Genomic DNA, 22,710 nt, shown 5'->3' with positions numbered 1-22,710 from the left:
CACCGCCCCGTTCATCCGGCGATTCCCGGGCGATGGCTGACCGGGGCAGCCGGACTCGCGCCGACCGCGTAGGCTCTCTCGAAGCAAGCCGATGAAGACCACGCTATCCCGTGTCTGTTCCGGCTCTCACGAATCACCGCACCTGCGGCTTCATGGTGCGCGTCGGTGCGGCTGAGGGCGTCGGACGCGGGACCGATTGGGGCATAGATTTGGACACGGTTCTTGGCCTGTCAGTGACGCCGACCACCGTTGGTTGGGTCCTCGCCGAAGGACACGGCGCGGACGGCACCATCCTGGATCACCAGGAGCTGGCGCTGCGCGCTGGCCACGGCGTGCGCGCCGTGGGTACCGCAGAGCAGGTAGTAGACGAGGTATTGCGGGTCGAGACGGCCGCGGCGGCAAGCGATCACCGCCTGCGTGTCATCGGAGTCACCTGGAACGACGAAGCATCCGCGCAGGCCGCGCTGGTGCTGGAGGCGTTGACCGACGCGGGATTCGACAACGTCGTGCCGATCCGGTTGCTGGACGCCGTCGACACGTTGGCTCAGGCCATCGCGCCCGTCATCGGCTACGAACAGACGGCGGTCTGCATTCTGGACCACGACGCCACGACCGTCGTCATGGTCGACACCCACGACGGGGAGACCCAGACCGCGACCAAGCATGTTCGCGGCTGCTTCGACGGTCTGACCCGCTGGCTGACCGGCATGTTCGACCGCAACGGATGGCAGCCGGGCGGCGTTGTGGTGATCGGCGGCCACAGCGACATCAATGGACTCTCCTGGCAGCTCGAAAAGACTTTGCCGGTACCGGTTTTCGTGCAGTCGATGGCCCAGGTGACCATCGCGCGCGGCGCCGCGCTGTCGGCGGCCCGCAGTACCGAGTTCACCGACGAGCAGCTGGTGGAGGATGTCAGCGAACCCGTTCCGGCACCCACCCAGAAGCGGCACTTGTCCTACGCCGGGGCCGTGACCGCGCTGGCGGCGGGTGCCATCAGCTTCGTCGGCTCGGTGTCACTCGCGGTGGGAATTCACGTCGGCCCCGCCAGCGCCGTCGCCGCGCCGAAGCACGCTACGCACCCGGCGACGCCGCAGATCGCCGAGGCGGTCACGGTCGTCGCGCCGCTTCCGGCGGCCCCACCGACCAAGCAGGTGGCTCCGCAGGCCAAGCCGCCTGCCGGGGAACCGGTTTCGGAGCCGCGCGCCCCGGAGGAGCAACCGGGCGCCGGCGGCGACCGACAGCCATACCTGACCCGGGTACTGGAGCACATTCCCGGTGACACCGGGGACCCGTCGGTAGATTCAGCCCCACGCTCATCGACCGACTCACAGCCCTGATTTTTCTTCCGCCGCCGGGCCGGTAGCGCTCAATTGCCTTGGGCGCGAACCGCGGAGAAAGTCAACGACACCTCGTCCGCGACTTGGACCGAACCCATCAACAGCGAGTAGGGCTTGATGCCGTATCCGGACTGACGGATGGTGGATTCGACTGACATCCGCGATGAGTCCCCGAGATCTTGTGTGTGCAGATCGATTACGTGTTCTCGCGACTCTCCCCGGATGTCGAGCGTGCCGGTCAGGCGATACCCGTCGTCGGTTTGGTCGATGACCTCTGCGGTATAGCGAATTTCGGGGAATCTACTGGCAGACAAAGACTTCAGAGCATTGGAGCGCACCAGCGCTTTCTCTGTCCCAGACAGCCCCTTGACGCCGCCCTCGCCGCGCAGCACCTCGAACGAATCGGTCTCGACCACAAGCTCCGCGCTGACGGGTCGAGAACCGGCCCAGCTTACGGTGGCCCGCCAGCGCGTCATCGCGATGGTGAGACGATGACCCATCCGTGCCGCCCTACCGGCAACACCGGTGTGCAACAACAATTCACCGTCAGCCGGACCGATCGTCCACACCGAGTTCTTGTCGGAAGTCACGGACCGACTGTGTCACATGGTCAACACGGTGCGGTAGTGCGCCCGACCCTCTTCCAGGGCCGCATAGCCCTCCTTGGCCTGCGACAGCGGAAGTTCCTCGATCCACGCCCGCACGCCGGACAAGACCGCGAAATGCATCGTGTCTTCGACGTCCTTCGCCGTCCCGGAGGGATGGCCGACAATGCTGACGCCCGGCGTTATCAGCTGCACCGGGCTGATCGGCAGCGGTTCGGGCGTGACCCCGATGGTGACCAGCTCACCTTGGGGGAGTATGCCGCCGACCGTAGCGGCCATGGCTTTTGAATTGCCGGCGGTGGCCAGGACCACGGTCGCGCCGCCGAGGTCCTTCAGCGCTTCGGCGGGATCGTTGGCGGTGGAGTCGATGTAGTGATGGGCGCCCAGCTTCCGGGCATCGTCGGCCTTGCCGGTACCGCGGTTGATCGCGATCGTCTCGAAACCCATCGCCCGGGCGAACTGCACCCCGAGGTGGCCCAGGCCGCCGACGCCGAGAATCGCCACCCGATCGCCGGGCAGCGCCTTGGTGTGCCGTAAAGCGTTGTAGGTGGTCACGCCCGCACAACCCATCGGGGCAGCCTGGGCGTCGGAAAGCTCGTCCGGGATGCGGGCCAGCGCACTCACCGGCACGGTCACCGACTCCGCGTATCCACCGGGGTACTGCCAACTCGGCACCTTGCCGTTCTCGCAGTGAATGAACAGGCCCTTACGGCATTGGTTGCAGCGGTAGCAACATCCGCCGAACCAGCCGACCGCGACGCGATCACCGATCGCGAAATCCTTTACGTCATCGCCGATCTCGGCGATCTTGCCGGCGATTTCATGGCCGGGAGTCAGCGGCCAGGACATGCCTGGGAACCCGCCGTTGACGAAGTGTGCGTCGGTGCCGCAGATGCCGCACGCAGCGACCGTCAGCCGTACCTCATCGCGACCCGGTGGTTTGGTTTCCGCGTCGACCAGCTCCAAAGCGGCGCCTGCGGAGGGGACGTGGACGGCTCGATGAGTGGGCATGTCCCTAGCTTGTCACCCCTGGCCCTGCTGCGCGACAGGACATTTCTCGGCGCCGTTGGTGTGATAGTCGACCTGCCAGTGCTTGATTCCGTTGAGCCAGCCCGACCGGAGTCGTTCGGGCTTGCCGGCCGATTCCAGATCGGGCATGGCGTCGGCGATCGCATTGAACATCAGGTCGATGGTCATCCGCGCCAGGTTGGCCCCCAGGCAGTAGTGTGCGCCGGTGCCACCGAATCCCACGTGCGGGTTGGGATCCCGCAGGATGTTGAAGGCGAACGGATCGTCGAACACTTCCTCGTCGAAATTGGCTGAGCGATAGACCATTACGACCCGCTGGCCCTTCTTGACCTGCACGCCGGACAGCTCGTAGTCCTCCAGGGCGGTCCGCTGGAATGAGGTAACCGGCGTCGCCCAGCGCACGATCTCGTCGGCGGTGGTGACGGGGCGCTCGCGCTTGTACAGCTCCCACTGATCCGGGAAGTCGGTGAAGGCCATCATGCCCTGCGTGATCGAGTTGCGGGTGGTCTCGTTGCCCGCGACCGCCAGCAGGATCACGAAGAAGCCGAACTCGTCGTCGGAGAGCTTGTGCCCGTCGACGTCGGCCTCGATCAGCTTGGTGACGATGTCGTCCCCGGGGTGCTGCTTACGGTCGGCGGCCATCTGCATGGCGTAGGTGATCAGTTCGACCGAGGCGCCCATCGCGTCGTTGCGGGCGAACTCGGGATCCTGATCTCCCACCATTTCGTTCGACCAGTGGAACAGCTTCATGCGGTCCTCTTGCGGCACCCCCATCAGCCCGGCGATCGCCTGCAGCGGCAGCTCGCAGGACACCTGCTCGACGAAGTCGCCGGAACCCTCGGCCGCCGCGGCCGCGACGATGCGCCGGGCGCGCTCGTTCAGGTCATCGCGGAGGAGCTCGACGGCGCGGGGGGTGAATCCGCGGGAAATGATTTTGCGGAGGTGGGTGTGCTGCGGGGCGTCCATGTTGAGCAATACGAACTTGCCCGTCTCGCGCTGCTCGCGCACCGTGCCCTCTTTGTATCGGGGCAGGGCCGTGTTCTCCAGACTGGAGAAGACATCGCTGCGCCGCGAAATCTCTTTGACGTCCTTGTGCTTGGACACCACCCAGAAGCCGCCGTCATCGAATCCGCCCACCCCGTCCGGCTGTTCGTTCCACCAGATCGGCGCCGTCCGGCGCAGCTCGGCCAGTTCTTCCACCGGGAGTCGCTCGGCGTGGATGTCCGGGTCGGTGAAGTCGAAGCCGGGAGGCAGATTGGGGACCGGCTTGGCGGTTGGCTCGACGGTTGGCATGGCCCGCTCCTCGATGACGAAGTGGTCTAGTCGTCCTTGTGCAAGGAAACCACTGCTGCACCTTGGTTGGGAAGCATTGACGCAAGATCCCCGGGTGCGAATTGGAACGTGTTCTCTACCGGCGGTTTTTCACCGAGAAGCGGGTCTGCGCCGGCGATCGCGGTCGCACGCCGGAACGGTCTTGTGGCCGACGGTCCGACCGATATGCTTTGGTGCAGGTCATCGGCGACGACAGGCGGGGTAGGACATGATTCGGGAGCTGCTCAGCGCCGCTTCGATAGCGGGCATCACGATCGGCTTGGCACCGTGCGCGACCGCCGGATATGACGGTGACGTACCGGGGATGAACTATCAGGCTTCGTTGGGCGCTCCGTGCGACAACTACGAGCGATTCATCTTCGGGCGAGGGCCCAGCGGCCAGGCCGAGGCCTGTCACTTCCCGCCACCCAATCAGTTCCCGGCGGCCACCACCGGATATTGGGTGGCGTCGTACCCGCTGTACGGGGTCCAGCAGACCGGCGCGAAATGCCCGGGCTCGCAGGCCGCGGCGCAGACTCCGGACGGACTTCCCATGTTGTGCCTGGGAGCCCAGGGCTGGCAGCCCGGATGGTTCACCGGGGCAGGATTTTTCCCGCCTTCGGGATAACGACGATGCGCGAACGCCCGCACGCCCAAAACCCGATTCCTCAGTGGCTGCGTTTCGTGCTGGCCTCCGATCGCGCCGGGTCGGCGTGGTATATCGGCACGGGGTTCTTCTTCGCGCCGGTGCTTGCGGTGCTCTCGCCGTGGCCCACGGTCACCGCCGTGCTGTGGGCCGTCATCGCACTGGCCGGGCTGTGGCTGGGACTGCTGGGCATCGCGATGGCCATCGGGCTGGCGCGAATAATGCGCTCCGGGGCCGAAATTCCCGAAGACTACTGGCGCTCGTTGGTGCACTACTAGGCGCGACGCCGACGAGAAATGGTGCGTGACCCCGTCTAGAGTCAGAGGGACCGCCCTGCAACAAAAGGAGACTCGAGGTGGCCTTCAATCCCAAAGATGCAGTCGACGCGGCGAGGGACATCGCGACCAACGCCGTCGAGAAAGCCTCCGACATCGTCGAACACGCCAGCGACATCATCCGCGGCGACCTCGCCGGCGGCGCCAGCGGCATCGTTCAGAATTCGATCGACATCGGCACGTACGCGCTGGACCGGACGAAGGAAGTGTTCACCGGCCGCGAGGAAGTCGACGACGTCTAGGGGCGCGACGCCTCCGCTAAACGGAGGCGGCCTCGTTGAGTTCGTCCAGCTTGTTGGTCGCTTCCAGGTACTCCTGCACCCAGCGCTCGATGACCGTTGAGGTCTTCTCCACCTTCGAGAACTGCCCGACCACCTGACCGACGGGGTTGAATGCCACGTCGACCGATTCGTTGGGGTACCGGTTCGTCGCCCGCACGGCCATCCCGGAAACCATGTACTGCAACGGCATTCCAAGCGGCTTCGGGTTGTCCGGCGCCTCCCAGGCCTCGGTCCAGTCGTTGCGCAGCATGCGGGCCGGTTTGCCGGTGAACGAGCGGCTGCGCACGGTGTCTCGGCTGCCGGCCTTGACGTAGGCCGCCTGCTGGACCGGGGTGTTCGAGGATTCCTCGACCATCAGCCATTGCGAACCGGTCCACGCGCCCTGGCAACCCAGCGCCAAGGCGGCGGCGATCTGCTGGCCGCTGCCGATGCCGCCCGCGCCGAGCACGGGGACCGGCGCGACCTCCTTGACGACCTGCGGCCACAGCACGATCGAGCCCACCTCGCCGCAATGGCCGCCGGCCTCACCGCCCTGGGCGATGATGATGTCGACGCCCGCGTCGGCGTGCTTGCGAGCCTGCGAGGGGGAGCCGCACAGCGCCGCGACCTTGAGCCCTGCGTCGTGGATGTGCTTGATCATCTCGGCCGGCGGAGTGCCGAGCGCGTTGGCGATCATCTTCACCTTCGGGTGCTTGAGGGCCACCTCCACCTGCGGCGTGGCCGTCGCCTCGGTCCAGCCGAGGAGCTGCAGCGTGTCGCCGTCGCTGTCCTCGACCGGCACGCCGTGGTCGGCGAGGATCTTCTTGCCGAAGTCCAGGTGCTCCTGCGGCACCATCTTGCGCAGCGTCTCGGCCAGCTCCTCGGCGGACTGGTTCGAGTCCATGCCCTCGTACTTGTTCGGGATCACGATGTCGACGCCGTACGGGTGGTCGCCGATGTTCTCGTCAATCCAGTTGAGTTCGATCTCCAGCTGCTCGGGCGTGAAGCCGACCGCTCCGAGCACGCCGAACCCCCCGGCCTTGCTGACCGCCACGACGACGTCGCGGCAGTGGGTGAAGGCGAAAATCGGGAACTCGATCCCGAGTTCGTCGCAGATAGGGGTGTGCATTACAACTCCTGGGAGCTCGCCGAATTGGAACGTGTTCTAGTTTAGTACGTAGCTCACTGACGTGGCCAGCGGGTCCTGACCTGCGCCTTATTACTACGGCCCGTCGTGCAAGTCAGATCGCCATGCTGGTCGCCACCCACAGGACGAGAAACGCGAGCATGCAGGTGGCGGACAGCAGATGGTCTCGGCAGATCGATCGCGCCAGGCGCGTCTGCTCGGACGGGCTGTCCGTGCGGCGCCCGAGTTGTACCGCATCGGGAACGGTGTGCGTCAGCGCCAGCATGATCGGGATGCCGGCAATCGGGGCCGAGGTCACCAGCAGCCAGCCTGGGTCGTGTCCGCGCGCGGCCTGCAGCACAAGCGTGCCCAGCAACGTGAGCATGACGAGCGCGATCAGGCGGTTCATCGGCCGCGACGTGGTGGTGGCTCGGTGGTAGTACGCCGCGATGGACGCGAGCACGGCCTCGGGCAGTTCGGTCGAGGCCTTCCGGTAGCGGAGAACTTGGACGTCGAAAATCAAGTCCATCCACAAGACGGCGAACAGGAACCCGCCGCAGGCCATGAGCAACGGGGCCATGGCTCTCACCCACCTCTGATCCATCCCGGGCACCGCGCCGCAGCGCAGTCGCCACTTGGACCCATTGTTCTCGGCAGCGCAAGAGGCGGCGGACCGCCGGCGGGCGATCTGCGACTCGTGAGCTGAAATCACTTGTGCCACTTTTGTTTCAGTGGTTTCGGTGGGGCGTTTCCTGTCGGTGGGCCGTCGTAGTATTCGAACATGTTTTCGAGTACGCGGGATGACGTCGATGCAGCCTTCGACGCTCTCGATGCCGACATGGACCGGGTCTGCGCGTTGTCGTTCGATGCATTGACCACCCCCGAGCGGTTGCGGAAATTAGAACGCCTCGAAACGCTGACGCGTCGCCTTCAAGTGCCCAGCCACCAGTTGATCAATCAGGTGGCCGCGCAATCGGATCCAAGCGAGTTGGGTGGCAAGTTGTCCTGGGCGTTGGCCGATCGGTTGCGTATCACCCGGGCCGAGGCCGCACGGCGCATCGCCGAGGCGGCCGATCTGGGGCCGCGTAGGACCTTGACCGGGCAGCCGCTGGCGCCGGTGTTGCCCGCGACCGCGGCGGCCCAGCGCGACGGGGCGATCGGGGCCGATCACGTGGCGCTGATCCGGCGGTTTTTCCACCAGTTGCCCGAATCGGTCGACCTCGAGACCGGTGTGCACGCCGAAAAGCAGCTGGCGGCCAAGGCCGCCGAATTTCGCCCCGATCAGCTCGCCAAGCTGGCCCGGCGCCTGATGGACTGCCTCAATCCCGACGGCAGCTACACCGACGCCGACCGGGCGCGGATGCGTGGGCTGGTGCTCGGCAACCAGCAGGCCGACGGCATGTCGCGGCTGAGCGGATGGCTGACGCCCGAAGCCAGAGCCAGCTGGGAGGCAGTACTGGCCAAACTCGCCGCCCCTGGCATGGCCAACCCCGACGATGACACCCCGGTCGTGGACGGCGCCCCCTCACAAGAGGCGATTCAGCGCGACACCCGCAATACCGGCCAGCGCAACCACGACGGCCTCAACGCCGCCCTGCGCGCAATTTTGGCCTCGGGAAACCTCGGCCAGCACAACGGCTTACCGGCCTCGATCATCATCACCACCACACTCGAGGACCTCGAACGCACCACAGGCACCGGTTTGACCGGCGGCGGCACCCTGCTACCCATGACCGACGTCATCCGGCTGGCCCGACACGCGCATCACTACCTGGCGATCTTCGACCACGGCAAACCCCTGACGCTGTATCACACCAAACGCCTGGCCTCACCCGGCCAGCGCATCGTCTTGTACGCCAAAGACCGCGGCTGCACCGCCCCAGGCTGCGACCTCGCCGGCTACTACTGCGAAGTCCACCACGTCCAAGACTGGGCACACACCCATCGCACCGACATCGACCAACTCACCCTGGCCTGCGGCCCCCACCACCGCCTCCTCGACAAAGGCTGGACCACCCGACAACGCGCCAACGGCGACACCGAATGGATCCCACCCGCACACCTCGACCGCGGCCAACCCCGCGTGAACAGCTTCCACCACCCGGAGAAACTCCTCGTAGATGGCGATGACGAAGCCGAGGAGCCATAGCGCCGGATCCCTTGATCCCGTGCCGAGCGACCGGGTACGGTAGTGCTGCCAATTACGAAACTATGCGTAGCGTAATTGGCTTCCAAACCACCGAGAGGATCGGCTTGATGCGCAGCCGTTACGCGGGCGATCCCTTCACCACATCCACACCTGAGATCGCCGCCGCGCTAGAGGATGTCAGCATCCCCACGCTGTTGCTCTCGCTCGTCCACATCACCGGCGATCCCAGGTTCATCCGCGAGTTCAAGCAGATGGGCATCTTCCTCAACGAGGTCCAGGGGTTCATGTCGGAGGAGGACAAGGCGCGCGCCCGCGCCGAAGCCCTGACGGTGATCACCGAGTACCGGGATCGCGGTTGCCCCGAACCACAGCCGCTCAGCCAGGAACTCATCAGGGAGATGATGGATTGGGCGGCGTGCGAGCACGTTCCGGACGACTACCTGTCGCTGGTTGCCGAGGAGCTCGATCTCGACGGCGTCGACCCACGGCGTCCCACCGCGTTGCCGGCCGGGCGCGCCGCCGAGCTTCCGGTCCTGGTCGTCGGGTGTGGCGAATCCGGCATCCTGGCCGGCGTCCGCCTCAAGCAGGCGAACATTCCGTTCACCATCGTGGAAAAGAACGCCGGCCCCGGCGGAACATGGTGGGAGAACAGCTATCCCGGCGCCCGGGTCGATGTGGCGAACCATTTCTATTGCTACAGCTTCGAACCCAACAACGACTGGACGCATTTCTTCGCCGAGCAATACGAGCTGCAGGATTATTTCACCAAGGTCATCGACAAACACGACCTGGGTGAGCATGTGCGTTGGCGGACCGAGGTTCTCGCGGCCGAATGGAACGACGACGACGGCACGTGGAGCGTGTCGCTGCGCTCGGCCGGCGGCGAGACGACCACCGTGCGGGCACGTGCGCTCATCACTGCGGTGGGCCAGCTGAACCGTCCCAACATTCCGGCCTTCGATGGCGCCGACACGTTCCAGGGGCCGTCCTTTCACTCGGCGGCCTGGGATCACTCGGTGGACCTGAAGGGTAAGCGGGTCGCGCTCGTCGGCGCGGGTGCCAGCGGCTTCCAGATCGCCCCCGCGATCGCCGGGGACGTCGAGCACCTCACCGTGTTCCAGCGGACCGCGCAGTGGATGTTCCCCAACCCGATGTATCACGACGAGGTCGGCGACGGGGTGCGCTGGGCGATGCGCCACCTTCCGTTCTACGGCCGGTGGTACCGCTTCCTGGTGCTCTGGCCCGGATCGGACAAAGGCCTGGACGCCGCCGAAGGCGACCCGGGCTACGCCGACCAGGATCACGCCGTCAGCGACATCAACGCCGCCGCGCACATGATGTTCTCGCAATGGATCACCAGCCAGGTCAGCGAGGATTCGGAGTTGCTGGCCAAGGTGATGCCCGACTATCCCGCTTGTGGCAAACGGACCCTGCAGGACAACGGCAGCTGGCTGCGAACGCTGCACCGCGACAACGTCGAATTGGTGCGCACCGGCGTCGCGAAGATCATGCCGCACGGCATCGTCACCGATGACGGCGTGACGCACGATGTCGATGTAATCGTGTACGCCACCGGGTTTCGGCACACCGACGTGCTGTGGCCGCTGAAGGTCACCGGCCGAAACGGCACCGACCTGCATGAGATGTGGGGGAGCCGCCCCTATGCCTACCTCGGGATCACCGTCCCGCAATTCCCGAACTTCTTCATCGTCTACGGGCCGGGGACTCACCTGGCCCACGGCGGCAGCCTGATCTTCCAGTCCGAGCTGCAGATGCGCTACGTCGACCAGTGCCTGGCGCGACTGGCCGAGACCGACGTGCACTCCATCGAACCCAAGCCCGAGGCCGCCACCGATTGGCACCGGCGGACGCAGACCCAGATCAAGAAGATGGTGTGGTCGCATCCGGCGGTCAAGCATTCGTATTTCAAGAACGCCGACGGGGAGATCCACACCGTGAGCCCATGGCGGCTCAACGAATACTGGTCGGCGGTGCGCGAGCCCGACTGGTCACAATTTTCAGTGCGAACGAAAGATTGAGCGCGACAAGGAAAGTGAGCACCTCATCATGCGCACCGTAGTCGTCGACGGGCCCCGCAGCATCCGGGTGGACACCCGGCCCGATCCAACCCTTCCCGGGTCCGACGGGGCGATCGTCGAGGTGACCGCCGCCGGCATCTGTGGATCCGATCTGCACTTCTACGAGGCCGACTTCCCGATGCCCGACCCGATCGCGCTCGGCCACGAGGCCATCGGAACCGTGGTGGACGCCGGGCCAGACGTGCGCAATGTCAAGGTCGGCGATCAGGTCCTGGTGTCGTCGGTCACCGGCTGCGGTGCGTGCGCGGGATGCGCCACCCACGATCCGGTGATGTGCCACTCGGGATTTCAGATCTTCGGTGGCGGTGTGCTCGGCGGTGCGCAGGCCGATCTGCTCGCGGTGCCCGCCGCCGATTTCCAGCTGTTGAAGATGCCCGAGGGCATCAGCACCGAACAGGCGCTGCTGCTCACCGACAACCTGGCCACCGGTTGGGCCGCGGCGCAGCGGGCCGACATTCCGTTCGGCGGCACCGTGGCGGTCATTGGCCTGGGTGCGGTTGGCCTGTGTTCGCTGCGCAGCGCGCTTTTTCAAGGTGCGGCAACGGTTTTCGCTGTTGACCAGGTCGATGGCCGACTGGAGCGTGCCGCCCGGTGGGGCGCGACGCCGCTCAAAGTACCGGCGCTCGAGGCGATCATGGCTGCCACCGGTGGCCGCGGCGCCGACGCGGTGATCGACGCCGTCGCCACGGATGCCTCCCTGACCGACGCGATCAACGCCGTGCGGCCCGGCGGTACCGTCTCGGTCGTCGGCGTGCACGACATGAATCCGTTCCCGCTCAACGCCCTGGGCTGCCTGATCCGGAGCACGACGATCCGATTCACCACCGCCCCGGTGCAACGGACCTGGCCGGAGCTGATCCCGCTGCTGCAGTCGGGCCGGCTCGATGTCGACGGCATCTTCACCACCACAATGCCGTTGGACGAAGCGGCCAAGGGCTATGCGACCGCGGAGTCGCGATCGGGCGACGACGTGAAGATCCTGCTGAAGCCCTAGTCCGTCACCTGGTCGCCGTGATGTATTGCGACCGCATGAAACTGTCGATCTTCACGTCGACGTCCGGCGGGGTCATGCCGTACCCGGCTTGGAGGTCGAGCGTATTGCGGACGGGCTCGACGTTCCATCCGTGGGCGGTGAGCCACTCCGCAGGGTCCGACTGGGGTTCGTAGGTCAGCGCCGAAAAGTCCACATTGCCCGACACATTGACGCCGGGGTGGTTGGTCTCCAGAGCGTTGAGCTGGTCGTGGTCCAGTCGCGATCCCAGCGCGCCGATGGCGATCCGGCTGCCCGCCGCGCTCAGCCCGCTGATTCGGCTGAAGAGGGCGTGTTGCGCCTCGTCGGTCAGGTAGGGCAGTAGCCCCTCCACCGACCAGGCGCTCGGACTCTCCACGTCAAACCCGGCCGCTTCCAGCGGCCGCGACCAGTCGGTGCGCAGGTCGGCGGCGACCTCGATCCGGTGGGCCTTCGGAGTGGCGCCTTGCTCCCCGAGAACCCGGGCCTTGAATTCGAGGACCTTCGGCAGGTCGACTTCGAACACCCTTGTGCCTTCCGGCCATTCGAGCCGATAGGCCCGCGAATCCAGCCCGGCGGCGACGATCACCGCCTGCCGGGTGCCCGCCGCGCCGGCGGTCTCGAAGAAGTCGTCGAAGAACCGGGTCTGCACGCCGTACAGGCGCGGAAAGGCCATCTCATCGTCGGAACTACCCGGGTTGGCAAGCACGCCCGCCAAATACGGGTCCTGCGACGCGGCGATGAAGACTTTCGCGTATTCGTCGCGCACCAAGGGCTGCGGGCTCACCGCATGCAGCGCACGCCATCCCGCCACCAGCAGTGCGGTGTATCCGACGCTGCTGACGATGTCCCAGTTGTCATCGTCGGAACGGAGCGACCCGAATTCGGGTGTCGTGCTCATGCTTGGCCCCTCCCGTCGGCGCCGGCGCGCAGAGCCGACGTTTCAACGGTACCTGCCGAGGTGGCCTCAGAGCTCCAAGATCACCGTTACCGGACCGTCATTCACCAACTCGACCTGCATGTTCGCGCCGAACACGCCCGTTTGCACCTCGGCACCGAGTTGCCGCAACGCCTCGGCGAACTCCACGACCAGCGGCTCGGCGACCGCTCCCGGTGCGGCCGCGTTCCATGACGGGCGGCGGCCCTTGGCGGTGTCGGCGTACAGGGTGAACTGGCTGACGACCAGGATGGGAGCCTGGACATCGGCCGCGGAACGCTCGTCGGCGAGAATCCTTAGCTGCCACAGCTTCTCGGCGAGCCGTCGCGCCTTGTCGCGATCGTCGCTATGGGTGACGCCGACGAACGCCAGCAGGCCCTGGCCATCCGGGCTGATGGCGCCAACCACCGCGCCCTCCACCGAGACCGTCGCCGACGAGACGCGTTGCACCAACACCCGCATGGGCCTCGATGGTGCCAGATCGGCCTTTCACAGGTTGGGTACGCTCGTGGGGTGTCCGTGCTCGTCGCGTTTTCCGTCACTCCGATGGGAGTGGGCGAGGGTGTCGGCGAGATCGTCGCCGAAGCGGTTCGCGTGGTTCGCGAATCCGGGCTGCCCAACAAGACGAATTCGATGTTCACCGTCCTCGAGGGCGAAACCTGGGCAGAAGTCATGGCCGTGGTGCAACGTGCGGTCGAGGCCGTGGCCGCCCGTGCGCCCAGGGTCAGCACGGTGATCAAGGCGGATTGGCGTGCCGGAACCAGCGACGCGATGACACAGAAGGTCGCCACCGTTGAGCGTTACCTCTCCGAGGGTCAGCCGCGCACCGCGGACTGAAAGGCCCGCTCGGCCGCTTCACCGTGTACGGCGAACACCACCTTGCGCAGCGAACCCGGTTGGTGCTGCCGCACGGCATCGACCATCAGCCGCGCCGCCTCGTCGAGCGGGAAGCCACCCACACCGGTGCCGAAGGCGACCAACCCGAGGGAGCGGCAACCGAGCTCGTCGGCCTTGCGCAGCGTCGAGGCCGTCGCGGCGGCGATGATCTCCGCTGAGGTCGGGCCGCCGAGCTCCATCGTCGCGGCATGGATGACATAGCGCGCCGGCATGTCACCGGCCGTGGTCTCGACCGCTTCGCCGAGGCCGATCGGCGACTTCTCGGTCGATTCCCGCTGCACGGCGGGCCCGCCCGCGCGCGAGATCGCCGCGGCGACACCGCCACCATGCCGCAGCTCCGTATTGGCCGCGTTGGTGATCGCGTCGAGTTCGAGCTTGGTTACGTCAGCCTGGATCACCTCTAACTCGATCATGGGCTCATTCTGCTCCTCCCGTAGATCTACGCATATTTGCTGATGTTTTGCGTCTCCTGCCGATCGGATGCTGATTAACATGAGCGAACGCGCGGACACGCAGCCACTAGACAGCAGCGACTGGAGCGAGTTGAACGTGGGCGATTTGCTGCCGACCGGAACGGTCACATTGCTCCTGGCCGACGTCGAAGACTCCACCCGGCTGTGGGAGCACCAACCAGACGAAATGACGGCTGCGGTCAGTCGGCTGGATCGCATCCTGGCGGACGTCGTCGCAGTCCATCAGGGCGCGCGACCCGTCGAGCAAGGTGAAGGCGACAGCTTTGTGGTCGCCTTCACCCGAGCCAGCGAAGCGGTCGCCTGCGCTTTGGCGTTACAGCGCGCACCACTGGCCCCGATCCGGCTGCGCATCGGGCTGCACAGCGGGGAGGTGCAGTTGCGCGACGAAGGTAATTACGTCGGCCCAACCATCAATCGCACCGCGCGCATTCGCGATCTGGCCCACGGAGGCCAGACGGTGCTTTCCAGCGCTACCGAAGCGCTGGTCATCGAACGGCTGCCCACCGATGCATGGGTGACCGACCTCGGCAGCTATCCGTTGCGTGGTGTGCCGCGGCCCGAACGTGTGGTGCAGCTTTGCCACCCCGACATTCGCAATGAGTTCCCGCCGCTGCGAACACCGAGTGCTATTGGCGTGCAGCATCTTCCGGTGCAGCTCACCACCTTTGTCGGACGAACTGCACAGATCGAGGAGGGCCGGGAGTTACTCGCCAATAATCGACTCGTCACATTGACCGGTGCGGGCGGCGCCGGTAAAACGCGTCTGGCGGTGCAGATCGCGGCCACGATGGCAGACCACTTCTGCGACGGCATCTGGTACGTCGACCTGGCACCGATCACGGACCCGGATCTGGTGCCTGTCGCAGTCGCGCGCGCATTCGGTCTGCCCGACCAGCCTGGCCGGTCCACGCTGGAGACCCTGATCCGATCCATCGGCGACCGCCAGATCCTTATGGTGCTGGACAATTGTGAACATCTCCTCGACGCGACGGCCGCTCTGGTGGTCGACCTGCTCGGCACTTGCCGCCACCTGACCGCCCTGGCCACCAGCCGAGAGCCGATTGCTGTGGACGGCGAAATCACGTGGCGGGTGCCATCGCTGTCGCTGCAAGACGAATCGATCGAACTGTTCACCGAACGCGCCCGGCGTGCCAGCCCGGCTTTCCGAATCACCAACGACAACACTGCCGTGGTCGAAGAAATCTGTCGACGTCTCGACGGCATGCCGCTGGCGATCGAACTGGCAGCGGCACAGGTACGCGCCCTATCTGTGGACGAGATTCTCGAGGGTCTTCATGATCGCTTTCGACTACTCACTGGTGGCTCACGCCGGGCAGTACGTCGGCAGCAGACTCTGCACGCGTCGGTCGACTGGTCACACACCCTGCTCACCGAACCCGAGCAGGTCTTGTTCCGCCGACTGTCGGTTTTCATGGGCGGCTTCGACCTCGAGGCGGTGCAAGCGGTAGCCGCGGGAGGCGACATCAGAAGCCATCACATTCTCGATCAACTTGCGCTCCTCGTGGATAAATCGCTGGTCGTCGCCGAAAGCCCCCGGGGCCGAACGCGATACCGATTGCTGGAGATGGTGCGCCAGTTCGCGTTGGAGAAACTCGCGGAGTCGGGCGAAGCCGACGCCGTGCGCACCCGCCATCGTGACCATTACACGGGCATAGCAGTAATTCTCGACAACCCCACCCGTGACAGTCACGAGCTGATGCTGGAACGGGCCGAAACCGAAATCGACAACCTGCGCGCCGCGTTCGCGTGGAGCCAGGAAAACGCCAACACCGAGCAAGCTTTCACACTGGCGTCGTCATTGCTCCCGCTTTGGCTTGCCCGCGGCCGCATCATGGAAGGGGCTGGCTGGTTCGACACCATCCTCGGCGATGGCAGCGCGGATAGCGTCGAGGTGGCTCAACCGGTGCGCGCACGGGCGCTGGCCGACAGGGCACTGCTCGATGCATGGGGCATTGCTTTGGACAGCCTCGATCAAGCCGAGGAGGCCGTGGCGATCGCACGCCGTATAGACGATCCCGCGCTGCTGGCCCGAGCGCTCACGGCTTGCCTCGGCATTGCCGCATACAACGCGGAGGTGGCCCGACCCTACTTTGCCGAAGCGATCGAGCTAGCCCGCACGCTGAACGATCGTTGGCGGTTGAGCCAGATCCTCGGCTGGCAAACATACGCGGCAACCATGGCGGGCGATCCAGTCACGGCCGACTCCATTGGTGAAGAAGGCTGCGCATTGGCCGATTCGATTGGCGACCATTTCATGTCACGGTTCTGCCGCAACTGGAAGGGAACAGCCAGCTACCTGCAGGGAAATCTTGTCGGTGAGGCCGCGCGGTGTCGCGAGATGATCGCAGAGGCCAATGCGGCCGGCGATCTCGCCAATCGGTATCTCGGTCTACTGAATCTCAGTTTCGTGTCGGCGTACCGGGGCGAGATCAGCCAGGCGCGAGAGGCCGTCGACGCACTCGTCGAGGCTGGTACCGGGCTGAGTGTGGTACATGAGGGAATCGCCTACATGAATGTGGGGCTTTTGGCCCTTGCCCGGGGCGACATTGCAGCAGCCACGGAAGCGCAAGAGCTCGGGGAACAGCGGATAGGCGTTCACCGCGAAGTATTCCCCATATTCCTTTGGGGCAGAGCGGGAGCCGCCGTGGCAGCCGGTGACCTCACTACCGCCCAACAGTTGGCCGATGATGCTGTCCGCAACACGACCGGGTGGTACCGCATGATGGGCCTTGCTGAACGTGCCCGCATTGCCCTCGCCCGGAGCGAGCCACAACTGGCCGAACGCGACCTTCATCTCGCGCTGGCAATCGCCGCCGAGGTAGAGGCGCAGACGGGCGTTGCGGAGATATTCGAGTGCCTGGCGGCCGCGGCTTACGGCGCCGATAGCCACCGGGAAGCCGCACGCCTCTTGGGGGCGGCCGACGCACTACGCGAACGCATTGGCGCTACGCGCTTCAAGATTCACGACCCGGATAATGATGCGTGGGTAGCAATCGTACGGGAGTCATTGGGCAACACTGACTTTGAGGAGGCATGGGCGGAAGGTGCCGCCCTGTCGACCGTCGAGGCGATCGCCTACGCCCAGCGCGGACGTGGGGAACGCAAACGCCCATCGAACGGCTGGGCGTCGCTGACGCCGACCGAGCTTGACGTTGTCCGACTCGTCAGCGAAGGGCTCGGCAACAATGACATCGCCAGCCGACTGTTCGTCTCGCCCCGCACCGTGCAATCACACCTCACCCACGTGTACAACAAGTTGGGCGTGAAATCGCGCGTTCAACTGGCAAGGGAGGCCGCCCGCCAGAGCTGACACTGCCAGTAGGCTCAGGGCGGTGAGCGCACGCGCAGGAATCGTTGTCACCGGAACCGAGGTCCTCACCGGACGCGTCCAAGATGCGAACGGCCCCTGGATCGCCGATCGCCTCCTGGAACTGGGCGTCGAGCTGGCGCACATCACCATCTGCGGCGACCGGCCGGCCGACATCGAAGCGCAGCTCCGGTTCCTCGCCGACCAGGGCGTGGACCTGATCGTCACCAGCGGCGGCCTGGGACCGACGGCCGACGATATGACGGTCGAGATCGTGGCCCGGTTCTGCGAACGCGAGCTGGTGCTGGACGCGGAGGTCGAGGAGAAGATCGCCAACATCCTCAAGAAGCTGATGGCGCGCAATCCCGCGTTCCAATCCGCCTTGGATCCAGGCACTTTCGAGTCGCTGCGCGCCGCCAACCGCAAGCAGGCCATGGTGCCCGCGGGGGCGCAGGTACTCGACCCGGTCGGCACCGCGCCCGGCGTCGTCGTGCCCGGCACGCCGACGGTGATCGTGCTGCCCGGTCCGCCGCGCGAGCTGCAGCCCATGTGGCACACCGCCATCGAGACGCCCGCGGCGCAGGACGCGATTGCCGGCCGGACCGTCTATCGGCAGGAGATGTTGCGGATGTTCGGGCTGCCCGAGTCGGGGCTGGCCGAAACGCTGCGCGACGCCGAGCAGGTCGTCCCCGGCTTCGGGCAACTCGAGATCACCACCTGCCTGCGGCGCGGGGAGATCGAAATGGTCACCCGCTATGAGCCGGACGCCGCCGACGCGTACACACAGTTGGTCAAGCTGCTGCGGGAGAGGCACGGACATCAGCTCTACTCCGAGGACGGCTCCCGCGTCGACGATCTGGTCGCGCAACTCCTGGCCGGTCACCGGATCGCGACGGCGGAGTCCTGCACTGCGGGACTGCTGGCGGCGCGCCTGACCGACCGGCCCGGCTCGTCGGATTATGTGGCCGGCGGTGTGGTGTCCTACTCGAACGAGGCGAAGACGGAGTTGCTCGGCGTCGACTCGGCGCTGATCGAAGCGCACGGCGCGGTGTCCGAGCCGGTGGCCGAGGCCATGGCGGCGGGCACGCTGCAGCGCTTCGGGGCCGACACCGCGGTCGCGATCACCGGAATCGCCGGCCCGGGCGGGGGAACTGAAGAAAAGCCAGTAGGCACAGTCTGTTTCAGCGTAACGGCCAACGGCCGCACCGACACCCGCACGCTGCGGCTGCCCGGCAACCGCTCGGATGTCCGGGAGCGCTCGACCACGGTGGCCATGCACCTGCTGCGGCGCCTAATGGACAACAGCGAATAGCGTCACGTCACTTCGCTTGCCAGGAAGGCGCTTTCGGTGGTGCCGAACCGGATCCCGGTGGCGTCCTTCCCGATCAGCGTAAGCACCGCGACCGTGATCAGCACCGGCACGATGGTCGCCGCCAGAGCAAACGGGTAGCCGTGTGATTCGGCGAGGCGTTCCTGGATCGGCAAGTTGAACGCCGCCAGCAGGTTTCCGAGCTGATAGGTCACGCCGGGGTAGAGGCCGCGGATGGCATCCGGGGACATCTCGGTGAGGTGGGCCGGAATCACGCCCCAGGCGCCCTGCACGAACAACTGCATCAAGAACGAACCCAGGCACAGCATCGCCGCGGTGCGTGAGTACGCGAACAACGGCACGATCGGCAGTGCCAAGATCGCACAGAAGACGACGGTGTAGCGGCGGCTGAATCGCTGCGACAGGGTGCCGAAGACGAGCCCGCCGATGATGGCGCCGACGTTGTAGACCACCACGATCCACTTGACCGTCGTGCTGGCCAGGTTGGCGCCGTGGTTGGTGTGTGCCCCCAGGAAGGTGGGGTAGACATCCTGCGTGCCGTGGCTCATCCAGTTGAACGCCGTCATCAGCAACGCCAGGTAGATGAACCGACGGATGATTGCGCCGTTGCGCAGCACGTCGCGGATTCGGGTGCTGGTGAGCTTCATCTGGTCCTGCGCGGCCTCCCACACCTCGGACTCTTCCACCCGGTAGCGGATGACCAGGCTGATCAGGCCGGGAACGATGCTCAAGCCGAACAGCCACCGCCACGACAGCCCGAGCCAGTCGATCACCACCAATGAGGCGACGCTCGCCAGCAGGTAGCCGAACGCGTACCCCTCCTGCAGCAGCCCGGAAAAGAACCCGCGTCGCTCGACGGGAACCTTCTCCATGGCCAGCGCGGCGCCGAGCCCCCACTCGCCGCCCATGCCGATGCCATACAGCAGGCGCAGGATGACCAGCACGGTGAAGTTCGGCGCGAACGCGCACAGGAAGCCCACCACGGAATAGAACATGACGTCGACCATCAGCGGCAGTCGCCGGCCGACGCGGTCGGCCCACAGCCCGAAGAGCAGTGCGCCGACGGGTCGCATCATCAGGGTGGCCGTGGTGACGAACGCGACCTCGGCCTTGCTGTGGTGGAACGTCTTGGCGATGTCGGCGTAGACGAGCACCACGATGAAATAGTCGAAGGCGTCCATCGTCCAACCTAGGAGCGCCGCGATGAAGGAGTTCCGCTGATCGGCGGTCAACTTCTTTTGAGGACTGGTCACGTCAGCATCGTGCAGTACGCGGCGCGATACCGCGACCTGTTCCACCATGCGGACTCCGGGAGTAAGTTCCGGATACATGCGGATCATCGACGCGGACGGGCATGTGGCCGAGAATTCTTCGCTGGCAATCGAAGCGATCAAACGCTGGCCCCAGCACGTCAAGCTCAGCACGGATGGGCGGCCGGGGCTGACGCTCGAAGGCCGCAATTACCCGGAGGACTCGGGCCCGGGCGCGGGTTGCCCACCCGAGCATGGGATCAGCAAGGCACCCGACATCAATTGCCGCTCGCCCGAGGGCGTGCTGGGCGACGCGGACCTCGATCACATCGACACGATGGTGCTGTATCCGAGCATGGGGCTGTGCGCGCCCAGTCTCGAGGATCCGGAATTCGCCGCCGGATTCTCCCGCCTGTACAACCAGTGGATCGCGGACTACTGCGCCTCGTCGGGCGGCCGGTTGCGCGGGGTCGCCGTGACACCGATCGAGCACGGCCGGGTGGCCGTCGACATCATGACGGAGGCGAAAGAGCTTGGGCTGATTGCGACTTTGGTGCCGCCGGCGCTCAAGAGCCGCAACCTCGACCATCCCGACCTGGACCCCTTCTATGCCGCCGCCGTCGAACTCGGCATGCCGCTGGGCGTGCACGGCGCCCCCGGCATCCATCTGCCCAAGATCGGGGTCGACCGCTTCACCAATTACATCCAGGTGCACTGCATCAGTTTTCCGTTCGACCAGATGACGGCGATGACCGCGATGGTCTCCGGCGGCGTCTTCGAGCGCCACCCGGAGTTGCGGGTCGCCTTCCTGGAGGCTGGCGCCGGCTGGGTGCCGTTCTTCATGGATCGGCTGCACGAGCACTACGAGAAGCGCGGCGACTGGGTGGAGCGCGGCTGGCGTCGCGACCCGCACGACTATCTGGCCGCGGGCAACATCTGGGTGACGTGCGAGCCCGAGGAACCGATCCTGCCCGGCGTGATCGACGTGCTGGGCGACGATTTCATCATGTTCGCCAGCGATTACCCGCACTGGGACGGTGAGTGGCCGGAGAGCACCAAGCACCTGCGCACGCGAGGCGACATCAGCGAGGCCTCCCGGGAAAAGATCGGTAGCTTGAACGCGCAGCGCTTCTACAACCTGAACTGAGCTTTCCGGCTTACTTCCTGGCCGGGCGGATGGCAGGATTCCGGGGCATGGGCCCTTTTCTGTTGCGCGCCGCATTGACCGGATTGGCGTTGTGGATCGTCACCCTCTTCGTGCACGGCCTGAGCTTCGTGGGTGGTGACACGAGGCTGGAACGGGTCGGCATCATCTTCGTCGTCGCCGTGATCTTCGGTCTGGTCAATGCCTTCATCAAGCCGATCGTCCAGATCTTGTCGATCCCGCTGTACATCCTGACGCTCGGCCTGTTCCATGTCGTCGTCAATGCGCTGATGCTCTGGATCACCGCGTGGATCACCGAGCACACCACGCACTGGGGCCTGCAGATCGATCACTTTTGGTGGACCGCGATCTGGGCGGCGATCGTGCTGTCGATCGTTAGTTGGTTGCTGTCCTTGGTGATTCGGCGCACCGGCGCCGGACGCTAGCCATCGTTTGCCAGGTTCACGACGTCGCGCGCGCAGCCCCAGGACAGGGTAACGCCGTTGCCGCCATGCCCGTAATTGTGAATGCAGCGCACCCGCCCCAGCGGCTCGGCCTCCACCCGCACCGACGGACGGTCCGGACGCAACCCGGTGATCACCTCGATCACCTCGGCGTCGTTGAGTCGCGGCTCGACGCCCCGACAGCGCTGCAGGATGCGTTCGGTCAAGTCGGGGTCGGCCGAGGTGTCCCAGCGGCCGGCGATGCTGATCCCGCCGCAGACCACCCGCCGCGGGTGCGGGAAGTAGCAGGTCCATTCCGGACCGTCGTTGATTTGCACAAACGGTTGCCGCAGACCGGGATTGGTGAGCACCACGTGCTGGCCGAATAGCGGCCGCACAGTGTTGTCACCGGTCAGCGCGCCCGCAGCGAGCCCGGCGCAGTTGACGACGATCCCGGCGGCATCAGCGGCCTCGTCGAGAGATTGCACGGGACGCTCCTCGATTTCGCAGCCGGCCGACGCCAGCCGCCGAGTCAGGTAGTCGAGATAGTGCGGCATGTCGATCATCGGCACGGTCGCGCGAAATCCGGCGCCGAAGCCCTCGGGGACATCGGCCGGGTCGGCCGGGCGCAGGTCGGGGATCAGCGCCGCCGCCGACGACGACATCGCCTGGCTCGCGCTCAGCTCACCGACGGCCAGCACCGGCGCCAGTTGCACCCCGGAGTCGCAATCCTGGGCAAGATCGGTGAAAACCCGCAGCGAGTGCTCGACCCAGCCCAGCGTCTCGGCCGCACGCTCGGCGGGCCGTGGGGGAAGCCAGATCGCGCCGGCCACCGCCGACGTCGTGTGCTTCAGCGTCGCGGCCGCCCATACCCGGACCGGCCAGCCGGCCTCGGCCAGACAGATGGCCGACGTCAATCCGCTGACGCCGGCACCGACGACGACAATCTGCTGCGAATGTGCCACGGCGCCACGGTAGCGGAAAAGAGGCCCGTCGCGGGTT

General features: G+C 65.9%; 22 protein-coding genes. 12 read left to right on the top strand and 10 right to left on the bottom strand.

All coding sequences use genetic code 11. The features are described from left to right. Positions 1 to 209 precede the first annotated feature (209 nt). Positions 210 to 1,337, top strand: coding sequence for a DUF7159 family protein (locus tag A5760_RS13255; RefSeq protein ID WP_064881431.1), 1,128 nt, complete (start codon positions 210 to 212; stop codon positions 1,335 to 1,337). Positions 1,338 to 1,366: 29 nt separating this feature from the next. Here A5760_RS13255 and A5760_RS13250 read toward each other — a convergent pair whose 3' ends face one another. Genes A5760_RS13250 through A5760_RS13240 form a run of 3 tightly spaced genes read right to left on the bottom strand, consistent with a single transcriptional unit; the run spans position 1,367 to position 4,264 of the window. Beyond that, positions 1,367 to 1,927 (bottom strand): YceI family protein, encoded by a 561-nt coding sequence (locus A5760_RS13250; protein WP_064881398.1) that lies wholly within the window; start codon positions 1,925 to 1,927, stop codon positions 1,367 to 1,369. Between the two features lie 12 nt (positions 1,928 to 1,939). Continuing rightward, on the bottom strand, positions 1,940 to 2,953 hold the full coding sequence (locus tag A5760_RS13245; protein WP_064881396.1) for an alcohol dehydrogenase: 1,014 nt from the start codon (positions 2,951 to 2,953) through the stop codon (positions 1,940 to 1,942). A gap of 12 nt (positions 2,954 to 2,965) precedes the next feature. Beyond that, entirely contained in the window at positions 2,966 to 4,264 is a 1,299-nt protein-coding gene (locus A5760_RS13240) for a cytochrome P450 (RefSeq protein ID WP_064881394.1), read from the bottom strand. 247 nt (positions 4,265 to 4,511) lie between these two features. Between A5760_RS13240 and A5760_RS13235 the strand changes: the two genes are divergently transcribed. The 3 genes from A5760_RS13235 to A5760_RS13225 all read left to right on the top strand — a co-directional run bounded on the left by A5760_RS13235 (position 4,512) and on the right by A5760_RS13225 (position 5,505). Further along, on the top strand, positions 4,512 to 4,910 hold the full coding sequence (locus A5760_RS13235; RefSeq protein ID WP_064881393.1) for a hypothetical protein: 399 nt from the start codon (positions 4,512 to 4,514) through the stop codon (positions 4,908 to 4,910). A gap of 5 nt (positions 4,911 to 4,915) precedes the next feature. Beyond that, positions 4,916 to 5,206, top strand: coding sequence for a hypothetical protein (locus A5760_RS13230; protein WP_064881391.1), 291 nt, complete (start codon positions 4,916 to 4,918; stop codon positions 5,204 to 5,206). Between the two features lie 77 nt (positions 5,207 to 5,283). After that, entirely contained in the window at positions 5,284 to 5,505 is a 222-nt protein-coding gene (locus A5760_RS13225) for a hypothetical protein (RefSeq protein ID WP_064881389.1), read from the top strand. 16 nt (positions 5,506 to 5,521) lie between these two features. Here the strand turns inward: A5760_RS13225 and A5760_RS13220 are convergent, their stop codons facing one another. Together A5760_RS13220 and A5760_RS13215 are read right to left on the bottom strand one after the other, a co-directional pair. Beyond that, on the bottom strand, positions 5,522 to 6,652 hold the full coding sequence (locus A5760_RS13220; RefSeq protein WP_064881387.1) for a nitronate monooxygenase: 1,131 nt from the start codon (positions 6,650 to 6,652) through the stop codon (positions 5,522 to 5,524). A gap of 112 nt (positions 6,653 to 6,764) precedes the next feature. Then, positions 6,765 to 7,229, bottom strand: a complete 465-nt coding sequence (locus tag A5760_RS13215; protein WP_064881386.1) for a hypothetical protein — start codon at positions 7,227 to 7,229, stop codon at positions 6,765 to 6,767. A gap of 201 nt (positions 7,230 to 7,430) precedes the next feature. On the opposite strand from A5760_RS13215, the gene A5760_RS13210 reads away from it, so the two are divergent. The 3 genes from A5760_RS13210 to A5760_RS13200 all read left to right on the top strand — a co-directional run bounded on the left by A5760_RS13210 (position 7,431) and on the right by A5760_RS13200 (position 11,891). After that, positions 7,431 to 8,798, top strand: a complete 1,368-nt coding sequence (locus A5760_RS13210; RefSeq protein WP_064881384.1) for an HNH endonuclease signature motif containing protein — start codon at positions 7,431 to 7,433, stop codon at positions 8,796 to 8,798. Between the two features lie 107 nt (positions 8,799 to 8,905). After that, positions 8,906 to 10,837: a flavin-containing monooxygenase gene (locus tag A5760_RS13205; protein WP_064881382.1), complete on the top strand. Its 1,932-nt coding sequence runs from the start codon at positions 8,906 to 8,908 to the stop codon at positions 10,835 to 10,837. A gap of 28 nt (positions 10,838 to 10,865) precedes the next feature. After that, positions 10,866 to 11,891 (top strand): alcohol dehydrogenase catalytic domain-containing protein, encoded by a 1,026-nt coding sequence (locus A5760_RS13200; RefSeq protein WP_064881380.1) that lies wholly within the window; start codon positions 10,866 to 10,868, stop codon positions 11,889 to 11,891. Between the two features lie 4 nt (positions 11,892 to 11,895). On the opposite strand, the gene A5760_RS13195 is transcribed toward A5760_RS13200, so the two are convergent. Beyond that, a complete protein-coding gene (locus tag A5760_RS13195; RefSeq protein WP_064881378.1) occupies positions 11,896 to 12,807 on the bottom strand; it encodes a class I SAM-dependent methyltransferase in 912 nt (303 codons plus the stop codon). A 66-nt stretch (positions 12,808 to 12,873) separates the two neighbouring features. Beyond that, the gene (gene dtd / locus A5760_RS13190) at positions 12,874 to 13,305 is read right to left on the bottom strand and encodes a D-aminoacyl-tRNA deacylase (protein WP_064881376.1); all 432 of its coding nucleotides are present in this window, start codon (positions 13,303 to 13,305) and stop codon (positions 12,874 to 12,876) included. Positions 13,306 to 13,356: 51 nt separating this feature from the next. Here dtd and A5760_RS13185 point away from each other — a divergent pair, with 51 nt between their 5' ends. Next, positions 13,357 to 13,680: an MTH1187 family thiamine-binding protein gene (locus tag A5760_RS13185; RefSeq protein ID WP_064881374.1), complete on the top strand. Its 324-nt coding sequence runs from the start codon at positions 13,357 to 13,359 to the stop codon at positions 13,678 to 13,680. Here A5760_RS13185 and A5760_RS13180 read toward each other — a convergent pair. Then, positions 13,659 to 14,153, bottom strand: a complete 495-nt coding sequence (locus A5760_RS13180) for a macro domain-containing protein (RefSeq protein ID WP_064881371.1) — start codon at positions 14,151 to 14,153, stop codon at positions 13,659 to 13,661. The genes A5760_RS13185 and A5760_RS13180 overlap by 22 nt on opposite strands. 67 nt (positions 14,154 to 14,220) lie before the next feature. On the opposite strand from A5760_RS13180, the gene A5760_RS13175 reads away from it, so the two are divergent. Both A5760_RS13175 and A5760_RS13170 read left to right on the top strand, forming a co-directional pair. Beyond that, on the top strand, positions 14,221 to 17,544 hold the full coding sequence (locus tag A5760_RS13175; RefSeq protein WP_082279454.1) for a helix-turn-helix transcriptional regulator: 3,324 nt from the start codon (positions 14,221 to 14,223) through the stop codon (positions 17,542 to 17,544). Between the two features lie 22 nt (positions 17,545 to 17,566). Next, on the top strand, positions 17,567 to 18,853 hold the full coding sequence (locus tag A5760_RS13170; protein ID WP_064881369.1) for a competence/damage-inducible protein A: 1,287 nt from the start codon (positions 17,567 to 17,569) through the stop codon (positions 18,851 to 18,853). A gap of 2 nt (positions 18,854 to 18,855) precedes the next feature. Here the strand turns inward: A5760_RS13170 and A5760_RS13165 are convergent, their stop codons facing one another. Beyond that, positions 18,856 to 20,202 (bottom strand): MFS transporter, encoded by a 1,347-nt coding sequence (locus A5760_RS13165; RefSeq protein WP_419538243.1) that lies wholly within the window; start codon positions 20,200 to 20,202, stop codon positions 18,856 to 18,858. Here A5760_RS13165 and A5760_RS13160 point away from each other — a divergent pair. Both A5760_RS13160 and A5760_RS13155 read left to right on the top strand, forming a co-directional pair. Continuing rightward, on the top strand, positions 20,201 to 21,268 hold the full coding sequence (locus A5760_RS13160; RefSeq protein WP_064881367.1) for an amidohydrolase family protein: 1,068 nt from the start codon (positions 20,201 to 20,203) through the stop codon (positions 21,266 to 21,268). The genes A5760_RS13165 and A5760_RS13160 overlap by 2 nt on opposite strands. 47 nt (positions 21,269 to 21,315) lie before the next feature. Further along, the gene (locus A5760_RS13155; RefSeq protein WP_064881425.1) at positions 21,316 to 21,711 is read left to right on the top strand and encodes a phage holin family protein; all 396 of its coding nucleotides are present in this window, start codon (positions 21,316 to 21,318) and stop codon (positions 21,709 to 21,711) included. On the opposite strand, the gene A5760_RS13150 is transcribed toward A5760_RS13155, so the two are convergent. Next, positions 21,708 to 22,673: an FAD-dependent oxidoreductase gene (locus tag A5760_RS13150; protein WP_064881365.1), complete on the bottom strand. Its 966-nt coding sequence runs from the start codon at positions 22,671 to 22,673 to the stop codon at positions 21,708 to 21,710. The two genes, A5760_RS13155 and A5760_RS13150, sit on opposite strands and share 4 nt — an antisense overlap. Positions 22,674 to 22,710: the final 37 nt, after the last annotated feature.

Source organism: Mycobacterium colombiense, assembly GCF_001665835.1.
Taxonomy (GTDB): domain Bacteria; phylum Actinomycetota; class Actinomycetes; order Mycobacteriales; family Mycobacteriaceae; genus Mycobacterium; species Mycobacterium colombiense_A.
This window is presented reverse-complemented; position numbering and strand designations above follow the sequence as displayed.

Excerpts from the sequence above, each read along its gene's own strand:
- A5760_RS13245 (WP_064881396.1), bottom strand. The coding sequence starts at position 2,953 with ATGCCCACTCATCGAGCCGTCCACGTCCCCTCCGCAGGCGCCGCTTTG.
- A5760_RS13240 (WP_064881394.1), bottom strand. The coding sequence starts at position 4,264 with ATGCCAACCGTCGAGCCAACCGCCAAGCCGGTCCCCAATCTGCCTCCC.
- A5760_RS13235 (WP_064881393.1), top strand. The coding sequence starts at position 4,512 with ATGATTCGGGAGCTGCTCAGCGCCGCTTCGATAGCGGGCATCACGATC.
- A5760_RS13230 (WP_064881391.1), top strand. The coding sequence starts at position 4,916 with ATGCGCGAACGCCCGCACGCCCAAAACCCGATTCCTCAGTGGCTGCGT.
- A5760_RS13220 (WP_064881387.1), bottom strand. The coding sequence starts at position 6,652 with ATGCACACCCCTATCTGCGACGAACTCGGGATCGAGTTCCCGATTTTC.
- A5760_RS13215 (WP_064881386.1), bottom strand. The coding sequence starts at position 7,229 with ATGGCCCCGTTGCTCATGGCCTGCGGCGGGTTCCTGTTCGCCGTCTTG.
- A5760_RS13210 (WP_064881384.1), top strand. The coding sequence starts at position 7,431 with ATGTTTTCGAGTACGCGGGATGACGTCGATGCAGCCTTCGACGCTCTC.
- A5760_RS13205 (WP_064881382.1), top strand. The coding sequence starts at position 8,906 with ATGCGCAGCCGTTACGCGGGCGATCCCTTCACCACATCCACACCTGAG.
- A5760_RS13200 (WP_064881380.1), top strand. The coding sequence starts at position 10,866 with ATGCGCACCGTAGTCGTCGACGGGCCCCGCAGCATCCGGGTGGACACC.
- A5760_RS13195 (WP_064881378.1), bottom strand. The coding sequence starts at position 12,807 with ATGAGCACGACACCCGAATTCGGGTCGCTCCGTTCCGACGATGACAAC.
- dtd (WP_064881376.1), bottom strand. The coding sequence starts at position 13,305 with ATGCGGGTGTTGGTGCAACGCGTCTCGTCGGCGACGGTCTCGGTGGAG.
- A5760_RS13180 (WP_064881371.1), bottom strand. The coding sequence starts at position 14,153 with ATGATCGAGTTAGAGGTGATCCAGGCTGACGTAACCAAGCTCGAACTC.
- A5760_RS13175 (WP_082279454.1), top strand. The coding sequence starts at position 14,221 with ATGCTGATTAACATGAGCGAACGCGCGGACACGCAGCCACTAGACAGC.
- A5760_RS13160 (WP_064881367.1), top strand. The coding sequence starts at position 20,201 with ATGCGGATCATCGACGCGGACGGGCATGTGGCCGAGAATTCTTCGCTG.
- A5760_RS13165 (WP_419538243.1), bottom strand. The coding sequence starts at position 20,202 with ATGTATCCGGAACTTACTCCCGGAGTCCGCATGGTGGAACAGGTCGCG.
- A5760_RS13155 (WP_064881425.1), top strand. The coding sequence starts at position 21,316 with ATGGGCCCTTTTCTGTTGCGCGCCGCATTGACCGGATTGGCGTTGTGG.